The 10,270-nt window shown below is 62.4% G+C and carries 10 protein-coding genes; 8 read left to right on the top strand and 2 right to left on the bottom strand.

Annotation, left to right across the window (positions count from 1 at the left end; genetic code table 11):
• A partial coding sequence (locus tag H7B90_RS31795; RefSeq protein WP_185139925.1) for a 2-oxo acid dehydrogenase subunit E2 occupies positions 1 to 799 on the top strand: 799 nt, incomplete at its 5' end.
• 3 nt (positions 800 to 802) lie between these two features.
• Complete coding sequence (gene lpdA / locus H7B90_RS31790) at positions 803 to 2,224, top strand: dihydrolipoyl dehydrogenase (protein WP_185139924.1); 1,422 nt, start codon at positions 803 to 805, stop codon at positions 2,222 to 2,224.
• Between the two features lie 102 nt (positions 2,225 to 2,326).
• Here lpdA and H7B90_RS31785 read toward each other — a convergent pair whose 3' ends face one another.
• Positions 2,327 to 4,135, bottom strand: coding sequence for an SgrR family transcriptional regulator (locus tag H7B90_RS31785; RefSeq protein ID WP_185139923.1), 1,809 nt, complete (start codon positions 4,133 to 4,135; stop codon positions 2,327 to 2,329).
• A 178-nt stretch (positions 4,136 to 4,313) separates the two neighbouring features.
• Here H7B90_RS31785 and H7B90_RS31780 point away from each other — a divergent pair, with 178 nt between their 5' ends.
• Positions 4,314 to 4,799, top strand: a complete 486-nt coding sequence (locus tag H7B90_RS31780; RefSeq protein ID WP_185139922.1) for an acyl-CoA thioesterase — start codon at positions 4,314 to 4,316, stop codon at positions 4,797 to 4,799.
• A 25-nt stretch (positions 4,800 to 4,824) separates the two neighbouring features.
• Here H7B90_RS31780 and H7B90_RS31775 read toward each other — a convergent pair whose 3' ends face one another.
• Complete coding sequence (locus tag H7B90_RS31775) at positions 4,825 to 5,892, bottom strand: glycosyltransferase family 4 protein (RefSeq protein ID WP_185139921.1); 1,068 nt, start codon at positions 5,890 to 5,892, stop codon at positions 4,825 to 4,827.
• Between the two features lie 181 nt (positions 5,893 to 6,073).
• Here H7B90_RS31775 and thyA point away from each other — a divergent pair, with 181 nt between their 5' ends.
• The 5 genes from thyA to H7B90_RS31750 all read left to right on the top strand — a co-directional run.
• Positions 6,074 to 6,868 carry a thymidylate synthase gene (thyA, locus tag H7B90_RS31770; RefSeq protein ID WP_311772851.1) on the top strand — a complete coding sequence of 265 codons (795 nt, stop codon included), beginning with the start codon at positions 6,074 to 6,076 and terminating at the stop codon, positions 6,866 to 6,868.
• A 242-nt stretch (positions 6,869 to 7,110) separates the two neighbouring features.
• On the top strand, positions 7,111 to 7,599 hold the full coding sequence (locus tag H7B90_RS31765; protein WP_185139919.1) for a dihydrofolate reductase: 489 nt from the start codon (positions 7,111 to 7,113) through the stop codon (positions 7,597 to 7,599).
• A 186-nt stretch (positions 7,600 to 7,785) separates the two neighbouring features.
• Positions 7,786 to 9,276, top strand: a complete 1,491-nt coding sequence (locus H7B90_RS31760; RefSeq protein WP_185139918.1) for a glutamate synthase subunit beta — start codon at positions 7,786 to 7,788, stop codon at positions 9,274 to 9,276.
• Positions 9,277 to 9,383: 107 nt separating this feature from the next.
• Entirely contained in the window at positions 9,384 to 9,692 is a 309-nt protein-coding gene (locus H7B90_RS31755) for a hypothetical protein (RefSeq protein WP_185139917.1), read from the top strand.
• Positions 9,693 to 9,787: 95 nt separating this feature from the next.
• The coding region (locus H7B90_RS31750; protein WP_185139916.1) for a hypothetical protein at positions 9,788 to 10,270 on the top strand (483 nt) is incomplete at its 3' end.

The raw sequence follows: 10,270 nt of genomic DNA, 5'->3' as shown, positions 1-10,270 counted from the left end.
TTGCGCAGCGGCGGCGGCCGCGCCTGCGCAAGCCGCGGAAGCCCCGGCAGCCGCCGGACAAGCCGCTGCGGCTCCTGCCGCGGTTCAAGCAGGCCCTGGCGTCGAAGAGCGCGTGCCGTTCAGGGGCATCCGCAAGGCGATCGCCAACGCGATGGTCAAGTCGGTGTACACCGCTCCGCACGTTACGTTGATGGACGAAGTGGACGTCTCCGCGCTCGTCGCGCTGCGCAGCCGCGCGAAGCCGGTCGCCGAGAAGAAGGGCGTCAAGCTGACGTACCTGCCGTTCATCGTCAAGGCGCTGGTCGCCGCTTGCCGCGAATTCCCGGTCATGAACGCCACGATCGACGAAGCGGCCAACGAGATCGTCTACAAGAAGTACTACAACATCGGCATCGCGACCGATACGGACAACGGCCTGATCGTTCCGGTCATCCACGATGCGGACCGCAAGAACGTCTGGAGCATCGCTAACCAGATTCGCGATCTGGCCAGCCGCGGACGCGACGGCAAGCTTGCCCCGGCAGAGATGAAGGGCGGCACGATCTCGATCACGAACATCGGCTCCGCCGGCGGCATGTTCTTCACTCCGGTCATCAACTTCCCGGAAGTCGCCATCCTCGGCGTCGGACGCATCTCCGAGAAGCCGGTCGTCAAGAACGGCGAGATCGTCGCGGCTCCGGTCATGGCCCTGTCGCTCAGCTTCGACCATCGCATCGTCGACGGCGCTACCGCCCAGAACTTCGTTAACTACATTAAACAGCTGCTCGCCGATCCCGAGCTGCTCGTCATGGAGGTATAAGACATGGTCGTAGGAGACGCTTCTCTCGATATCGATTTGCTCGTCATCGGCGCGGGCCCCGGCGGTTACGTCGCGGCTATCCGCGCGGCCCAGCTCGGCCAGAAGGTCATCATCGCGGACAAGGGCAAGTTCGGCGGCGTCTGCCTGAACGTCGGCTGCATCCCGTCCAAGGCTCTCATCAATGCGGCTCATCACTATGAAGAGATGCTGCACGCCGACAAGTACGGCTTGTCCGCGGAGAAGGTCGGCGTCGACTTCTCCAAGGTCCAGGACTACAAGAACTCCGTCGTGAACAAGATGACCGGCGGCGTGGAGATGCTTCTCAAGGCGAACAAGGTCGAGATGTTCTCCGGTGAGGTCATGTTCATCAACGAGAACGAAGCCCGCTTGTTCAACGACCAAGAAGCGCCGCGCTACCGCTTCAAGAACTGCATCATCGCGACGGGCTCCCGCCCGATCGAGCTGAAGGCGTTCCCGTTCGGCGGCCGCATCCTGTCGTCGACCGAAGCGCTGTCGCTGCCGGAAGTGCCGAAGAGCATGATCGTCATCGGCGGCGGCTACATCGGCGCCGAGCTCGGCCAGATGTACTCCAAGTTCGGCACGCAGATCACGATCCTCGAGGGCGCGGACACAATTATCCCGGGCTTCGACAAGGACATGAGCCAGCTCGTCGTCAAGAAGATGAAGAAGAACAACGTCGAGATCGTGAACGGCGCCCTCGCGAAGAGCGCCGAGCAGACCGACAAGGATATTACCGTGACGTACGAGGTCAACGGCGAGACGAAGACCGTGACCGCCGAGTACTTGCTCGTAACGGTCGGACGCCGTCCGAACACCGACGGCGAGCTCGGCCTCGACCTGATCGGCGTCAAGGTGAACGAACGCGGCCTGATCGAAGTCGACGACCAATGCCGCACGAACATCCCGCACATCTTCGCGATCGGCGACATCGTGCCGGGAGCGGCTCTGGCGCATAAAGCTTCGTACGAAGCGAAGGTCGCCGCCGAAGCGATCGCAGGCTTGCCTTCCAAGGTCGACTACAAGTGCATTCCGGCCGTCGCGTTCACCGACCCCGAATGCGCGAGCGTCGGCTTCACCGAGAAGGAAGCGAAGGACAAGGGCTACAACGTCAAGTCGAGCAAGTTCCCGTTCGGCGGCAACGGCCGCGCGGTTACGCTCGACGGCGCGGACGGCTTCATGAAGATCATCCACGAAGTCGATTCCGGCCTCGTTCTGGGCGCTCAGATCGCGGGCGTCGAAGCCTCCAACATGATCGCGGAGCTCGGTCTCGCGATCGAGATGGGCGCGACGATCGAAGACATCGCGCTGACGATCCACGCGCATCCGACGCTCGGCGAGATTACGATGGATACGGCGGAGCTGGCCATGGGCCATCCGATCCATACGATCGCGCCGAAGAAGTAATCGCGCGAACCGCATGAGCAAGGGCCCTGTCCCGTACGGCGAGAGCCGTCGGGAGAGGGCCCTTTGACGGTTGGGCGATTCGGATCCGTTCATGACGCACGCTTAGGCGGGGTGCTCGAACCAGACGTCCTTGAAGTCGATCCAACCGAGGGAATTCAGGTTGACGCCGCGCAGCGCGGGGTGGAGGTAGGTATTGAGCCTTCGGTGGTGAAGGAACAGGAACGCGGCTTCGTCGCGGAGCCGGTCCTCGATCTCCCGAAGAACCATCCGTCTGCCTTCGGCGGATTCGGCGGCCAAGGCGGCGTCGATTCGCCCGCGAATCCAGCTCAGCCGATCCTCGTCGAGGAAGGAATTGACGATGCAGTCCCCGTGTTCGTACACTTCGATCTCGCACACTTCGTCCTCGGCCAGGACGAAGCCCGAGATCGTCAGGTCCGTCCGCGCGCGCGACTCGGGATCGGAGCCGGCCGCCCATCCGGAGAAGAACGCTTCCGCGCGAATGCCCCACTCGGCGAGCCGGCGCTCGATCCATCGGACGTCGTTCTCGTACTTCTCGTGCGCGACGATCCGCAGGACGGAGCCGTCGTATCCGCTCTCCTTGAGCGCGGCGCGAACCCGCTTCGGGTCGAAGGCCGATTGCGGCCGGGCGGCGCTGGATTCCGGACGGAAGCTGGAAGCGGCTAGCACGCGCTCTCCGCCCAGCTCCGCGATCATGTCTTGCGGATGCAGGATCAGGCGGACGGCCCGTCGGAACGCTTCGGACTGCTGCGGGCCTTCCTTGTTGAGATTCCAAGCGATCAGGGTGCAGCCTTGGCACAGCTTCATCAGCTGCTGCCATCGTTCGTCCGGCTTCCCGCCGTCGGCTTCGTTCAAGTCGGTATCGAACGTATGCAGGATGGAGGGAAGAGCGGTGATGGCCGTCTGGCATTCCTCCGGCACGATGGCGATCCGGACGCCGTCCAGGAACGGACGGCCGCCGTAATAGCCCGCATGGGCCGACAGCTCGATTCGCTGCGGGCCGCATTCGACGAGCCGGAACGGGCCGGACCCGATCGGCAATCCGAAGAAGGCGGCTTCGTCCATGCCGCCGAACCCGCAAGGCAGAACGGAGGAGGCGGCCGAGCAGAGGAAGCGGTCGAAAATTCGGTTCGGCCGGCTCAGACGGAAGCGGACGGTCCGGGAACCGATCGGCTCGACCCGCTCGACGCCGCGCATCAGCCACCGGTTCGGCGTATTCCCGGCCAGCCTGGCGAACGTGAAGACGACGTCTTCCGACGTCGCTTCCCGCCCGTTATGGAATACCGCGCCCTTGCGCAGATGGAAGATCCATTCGGTCGCATCCTCGTTCGACGTCCAGTGGTGGGCGATGCCCGGCACGATCCTCCCCTGCTTCTCGTCGAAGCGGACGAGCCGGTCGAAGATCTGCCGGACGAGGTGCGCGTCGAACGCGTAGTTGACCCGGGCGGGATCGAGCGTCAGCGGGGGCCGGTAGACGGGGAACCGGAGAACGTCGCTGGGCTCCGCGCCTTCATTCTTCTCCTTGGCGAAGCCGAACTGACCGTTCAGCCAGTCCAGGAACTTCGGCTTGACGGACGTGCCGGAGCCGTATTCGTTCAGAAGCTCGAACGACCGCTTGTATTCGCCCCGCTGCGCCAAGCCTTGGGACAGCTCGAGCAGAAGAGGCTCCTTCTCCGCCTTGAAGGCGATGCGGGAACGGTTGCCGCGCCCGCGGCCGGGAAGCCAGGCGATTAAGCCCTCCTCTTCGAGGCGGCGGAGGATCAGCTTGGCGTTCCGCGGCGTGCAGTAGAGCGATTCGGCCAGCTCCTCCAGCGTCGCCTCGACGGGAGCCCCGGCCGGCAGCCCCGCCTGGAATCGTTCGTACAGCGTCAAATAGCGCTCGACAGCCGACATCAAGCACACCCCCTAAGCGTTGCGTCATCATCGGATTGCGCTTCTTCGAATTTCATTTTACTCCGTACGATGCGCGGCAGACAATAACGATCCCGGCCTTGCGGCCGGGACTCGGGATGTTTATCCTATACCGAAGAGACAAGCGGCAACGGCTTGTCGGGAAGAGAGGGGAGACGGCATGGAAGCGAATGCCAAACCGACGAGCGTATCCCGCTCGATCAAGACGATGCTCGTTTTTCCGGGAGAGACGAATTACCATGGCACGATGTTCGGCGGCCATCTGATGAAATATATCGACGAGATCTGCGTCATCGCCGCCATGAGGCACTGCGGAAGAAGGGTCGTGACCGCCTCCACGGACAGCCTCGACTTCATGTCGCCGGTTCGAATGGGGGAGGCGGTGGAGCTGGAGGCGTTCGTCACGTGGACGAGGAGAACGTCGATGGAGGTCTACTGCATCGTCCGGGCGGAGAACCTGGAGACGGGCGAGAGAAGAACGACGGTCACCTGCTTCAATACCTTCGTCGCGGTGGACGAGAACGGCAAACCCGCCGAGGTTCCCGCCGTCATTCCGGAGACCGACGTGGAACGCCGCCTTCACGAGAGCGCCCCGGAGCGCTACGAGATGCGCAAGAAACGCCGGGAGACGAGCTTCTTCACTTAGCGGTAACCCGATACGCTTAGCGAGGCTAGCGGCTTAAATCCCGGTTCCGTACCTCCGGCCGTTCTACCGCGTTCTCCGAATAGGCGCGGCTCGTCAGGCTCGAGATTCGGCCCCAGTCGAGGTCCCTAAGCTTGGCCTCGTAGCCCTTCGGATCCCGGAACCGGGCCCCGCTCTCGCGCATCTCGCGCATGGCGCGGACCAGCCCGTCCGGCTCGGAAGGGTCGTACAGAATCGAGACGTCGGAATTCAGGTAATCCCGGAGCAGGCCGATGTCGGGGGCGACGACCGGACGGTGGAACGACAGGGCGAGGATGGCCGTTCCGGAGGTCGTGATGTTCCGGTAAGGGAGGACGACGGCGTCGGAAGCGGCCACGTAATCCGCCAGCTCTTCGTCCTTGACGAAGCCGAGCGACACGTGCAGGTTGCCTCCCATGCCGGACAGCTTGGACGCGTCGAAATCGTCGGAAGGCTCGCCCGCGACGAGCAGGTGCGCGTTCTCGTCGGCCATCGCCGCGAAGCTGGAGAGAAGCAGGTCCAGCCCCTTGTAGGGCGAGAGGCGGCCGACGAACAGGAACAGATACGCGCCCTGCGGGATGCCGTAGCGCTTCCGGATGTCGGCGCCCGAGAGGGAGTACGCTTCCTTGTAATGGCCATGGGGGATTTGGACGAGCTTGCCCGGCTTGGCCCGGAAGAGGCGAACGACTTCGCGCTTGGACGCTTCGCCCATGACGATAATCCGCGAGCAGAACGCGCACAGAATCGTCCGCATCAGGCGATGATACCGGGTGGCTCCTCCGCTGTGAGGCCATACGTTATGTACCGTCCAGACGATTCGGATCCCCCGCGCCTTCAAGTAGAGAAGGAAGAAAAGGAAGAAAGCCGTCTTGGCCGTCGTGGCCGCGGCGTTGCTTCCGGAGTAAATGAAGCTCGGCCAGTGAAGGTGGACGACGTCGCCTCTGCCGGGCTTGCCGAGGTTGCGCTTGTTGATCGGCTCGACGGTTAGGCCGGAGCGCCTCAGCGAATCGACGAGCAAATCCATGTACTTGTTCCCGGACAGACGAATGGGCAGCATAAAGACTCTGATGGGACTCACCTCTCCTAAATGATCGATACATATCGTTTATCTATATCGCCATTATACCAGAACGAGATACGAAATGTAACATGCTGCGAAAGATTGGTACTTCTGGCGCCCGTTCGCCGAACCTGTCGACAGACGGAACCGCACAATGATACAATCTTCAATAAACGACGAAGAAAAGGTGTGTTCTCGGTTGCGCAATTATTTGGATCTGCTGCAGGATATACTCGACAACGGCGTTCGGAAGGACGACCGCACGGGCACGGGAACGATCAGCGTCTTCGGCCGGCAGCTTCGGTTCGACCTGTCGAAGGGGTTCCCGCTCGTCACGACGAAGCGCCTGCATCTGAAGTCGATCGTGCACGAGCTGCTCTGGTTCCTGAGCGGCGACACGAACATCCGGTATTTGAAGGAGAACGGGGTCTCCATCTGGGACGAATGGGCGGACGAGAACGGCGATCTCGGACCGGTGTACGGCTCCCAATGGCGCGCCTGGGAGGCGCCGGACGGCCGGAAGATCGACCAGATCGCCGAAGTCGTGAACGCCATCAAGACCAACCCCGATTCCCGCCGGCACATCGTCAGCGCCTGGAACGTCGCGGAGATCGGCAAGATGAAGCTTCCTCCGTGCCACTTCGTCTTCCAATTCTACGTGGCCGGCGGCAAGCTGAGCTGCATGCTGACCATGAGGTCGGTCGACACGTTCCTCGGCCTTCCGTTCAACATCGCTTCCTACGCGCTGCTCACCCACATGATGGCCCAGCAATGCGGACTCGAGCCGGGCGAATTCATCTGGTCGGGCGCCGACGTCCACATCTACAGCAATCATATCGAGCAGGTGAAGCTGCAGCTGACCCGCGAGCCCTATCCGCTTCCGACGCTGGTCATCAAGCGGAAGCCGGAATCCATTTTCGATTATAAATACGAAGACTTCGAATTCGTCGGCTACGAGCACCATCCCGGCATCAAGGCGCCGGTGGCGATCTGAAGGCGGCGGGGGATCGAAGCGGAGCGTCCATGCGGACGCTCTTTTCGTCCCAAGGCGACGAAGGCCGTATGGCCCGCGACGCGCAGAGCCCGACGAGGCACAGGGCTCGACAAGGCGCGACCTATGGCAGAACGCGGAATCCGAACGATTCCAATCATTTGTAACCGATTGTTCGGTAGTCACCGGTCGCCCCCGTATGGTATCATGGAACTATCAATCCAAGTCGAAGGTGTTGTCGAACCATGTCCATCACTTTGATCGCGGCGGTCGCGGAGAACGGCGTCATCGGCATCGGCAACGCGCTGCCATGGAGACTTCCCGCCGAGATGGCCTACTTCACCCGGCAGACGACGGGGAAGACCGTTCTCATGGGCCGGAAGACGTTCGAATCGTTGAAGCGTCCGCTGAAGGACCGGAAGAACGTCATTCTGTCCCGAACGATGGAAGCCGCGCCGGAAGGCTGCGAATTGGTTCGTTCGGTGGACGAGGCCGTTCGCCGGTTCGGCGCCGAAGAGATCATGGTCATCGGCGGTTCCGAGCTGTATTCGCAGACGCTGGGCATCGCGGATCGCCTCCTGCTGACGGAGATCGGCCGCAGCTACGAAGGAGATTCTTACTTTCCGGAATTCGACAAGAACGACTGGGTTCTCGTCTCCCGGACGCCCGGCGTGCAGGACGAGAAGAACGACGCCCCGTACGATTTCTGCGTGTACGAGCGCCGACGACAGTAGCGGAATCGTGCAAATAATTGAGAAGATAATCCATTCTGAACGCGCGGGCAGTCTGGTAGGATGATCTATTAATATGAATAATTATGCAAGCATTTGTCTTGCAACTTTAGTCGCAGACGGATATAGTGAATGGGGTACCCCTAAGCGCTGCCATGTGCGAAACACCGATAGATGGAGGAAATGAAGATGTCGACGCCTACGGGATTCATGGAATATCAACGCGAGCTTCCGAGCGATCGCGATCCGTTGGAGCGCATCAAGGATTGGAATGAATTCCACCGGATGTTCTCCGAAGAACAATTGCGCACCCAAGGCGCGCGCTGCATGGACTGCGGCACGCCGTATTGCCATACCGGCATGGAGCTCGCGGGAAGCGTCTCCGGCTGCCCGATCAACAACCTGATTCCGGAGTGGAACAACCTCGTCTACCGGGGGCTGTGGAAGGAAGCTTACGAGCGCCTCGCGAAGACGAACAACTTCCCCGAATTCACCGGCCGCGTCTGCCCGGCGCCTTGCGAAGGCTCCTGCACGGTCGGCCTGATCGGCGATCCGGTTACGATCAAGACGATCGAGCAAGCGATCATCGACCGCGCCTTCGAAGAGGGCTGGGTCGTTCCGCAGCCGCCGAAGACCCGCACCGGCAAGAAGGTCGCCGTCGTCGGCTCCGGCCCGGCGGGGCTCGCGGCCGCCGCCCAACTGAACAAGGCCGGCCACTCCGTCACCGTCTACGAACGCGCGGACCGCGTCGGCGGGCTGCTGACGTACGGCATTCCGACGATGAAGCTGGAGAAGCATATCGTTCAGCGCCGCGTCGATCTGCTCGAGCAGGAAGGCATCAAGTTCGTGACGAACACCGAGATCGGCAAGGACATCTCCGCGAAGGACCTGGTCGACCAATACGACTCCGTCGTTCTGTGCGGCGGCGCGACGAAGGCCCGCGGAATCGGCAACGTGGAAGGAGCCGATCTGAAGGGCATCTACCCGGCGATGGACTTCCTGAACTCGACGATCAAGAGCTATCTCGATTCCGGTCTCGAGGACGGCCAATATATCTCCGCCAAAGACAAGCACGTCATCGTCATCGGCGGCGGCGACACCGGCACCGACTGCGTGGCGACGAGCCTGCGTCACGGCTGCACGAGCGTATCCCAATTCGGCACGCACGCCAAGGCTCCGCTGACCCGTGACCAGATCAACAACCCGTGGCCGGAGTTCCCGAACGTGTACACGCTCGACTACGCCCACGAAGAAGCCAAGGCTCTGTACGGCGAAGATCCGCGCGCCTTCTCCGTCCTGACGAAGAAGTTCGTCGGCGACGAGAACGGCAACGTCAAGGAGCTGCACACCGTTCAGATCCGCCGTTACGTGGACGAGCAAGGCCGCAAGATCTACGAAGAGATCCCCGGCACCGAGAAGGTATGGCCGGCCGATCTCGTCCTGGTGGCCGTCGGCTTCGAAGGCCCGGAGAGCACGATCATCGACCAGCTCGGCCTGGAGACCGACCGCCGCACGAACGTCAAGGCGGCATACGGCAAGTACAAGACGAGCGTCGACAAGGTGTTCGCCGCCGGCGACATGCGCCGCGGACAGAGCCTGATCGTCTGGGCGATCAACGAAGGCCGCGAAGCCGCCCGCGAAGTCGACAAGTACTTGATGGGCTCCTCGATGCTGCCGTAACGGCGGCGTTCGGGCACGGGCCGAACTTATCCGACAGAGGTTGTTCCCGACGCGGCGGCTGCCGCCGGGAGCAGCCTTTTTTTGGCACAGGGAGGTGGATGACGAAAATGATCAAATACGGAGACGACCGGATCACGGAGCTGCGGTTCGTCAAGTTCATCCCGCACGTCGAGAGACGGAACGAACAGTGGGTCGACGTGACGCTGCGCTTCGAGACGGCCGAAGAGACGCCGGTCCCGGACGATCTGATCGAGCTGTCGGCGCTCGTTGTGTGCACGCCCCAAGGGGCGCCGATCCAGATCGAGCCGCAGGACGAAGGCATCGATTGCGAATACCAATTTACGTTCTCGGAGAAGGAGCAGATCGAAGTGTATATCCGCAGCGAGGAGATGCAGAAGGCGATCGCGTCGGCCTAGACGGCGGTCGCTTGGCGGCGTATGGCTTCCCCCACATCTTTCCTATGTGATAAACTACGGATTAGTAGATTCGCAGGGAAGGGGAGACCGCGAGCTTGGAACGCGCAGCGCTGTTGACGCCGATGGACATTCACGTCATCCGCCGGTACGTTCAGACCAAATACGCGCCTCTGCCTCGCAGCCGTCAGGCCGAGATCGTGGCGGACGCGATTCGCGGCGCGCTGGAGCGAAGGCTGCCGAACCTGGATCCCGCGATGAAGGCGCGGATCGCCGGGGAGCTGATCCGCCGCTGCGTGGTTCAAGAGAGGCGGGAGGTCGCTCTCGACGACGTGCTCGAAGCTTGCGCCTCCGTCGGATGGGACGAAGCCGTCGATCTCGAGTCTCTCGAACGGTGGGCGGAAGACTATTCGCCTCCGGGCTCCTGGAGCCGGGAACGGATCGAGTCCAAGCTCCGGGGACGGCGCGAGGCCGCGCCGCCCTCCGGCTTAGCCGACTCCGCCGGCGCGCTTGAGCTGACGGTCGCGCCCGAAGCTGCCGGCTTCGCGCCGCCGTCCCCGGCATGGCACGGAGGCGCCGGC

It is taken from the genome of Cohnella xylanilytica, assembly GCF_014212175.1.
Lineage (GTDB): Bacteria > Bacillota > Bacilli > Paenibacillales > Paenibacillaceae > Cohnella > Cohnella xylanilytica.
The sequence above is the reverse complement of the archived record's forward strand: the minus strand, read 5'-3'. Positions and strand labels throughout refer to the sequence as shown.

Bases quoted from the DNA above. Each gene is read 5' to 3' on its own strand.
- lpdA (WP_185139924.1), top strand. From the start codon at position 803: ATGGTCGTAGGAGACGCTTCTCTCGATATCGATTTGCTCGTCATCGGC.
- H7B90_RS31785 (WP_185139923.1), bottom strand. From the start codon at position 4,135: ATGTCGGCTGTCGAGCGCTATTTGACGCTGTACGAACGATTCCAGGCG.
- H7B90_RS31780 (WP_185139922.1), top strand. From the start codon at position 4,314: ATGGAAGCGAATGCCAAACCGACGAGCGTATCCCGCTCGATCAAGACG.
- H7B90_RS31765 (WP_185139919.1), top strand. From the start codon at position 7,111: ATGTCCATCACTTTGATCGCGGCGGTCGCGGAGAACGGCGTCATCGGC.
- H7B90_RS31760 (WP_185139918.1), top strand. From the start codon at position 7,786: ATGTCGACGCCTACGGGATTCATGGAATATCAACGCGAGCTTCCGAGC.
- H7B90_RS31755 (WP_185139917.1), top strand. From the start codon at position 9,384: ATGATCAAATACGGAGACGACCGGATCACGGAGCTGCGGTTCGTCAAG.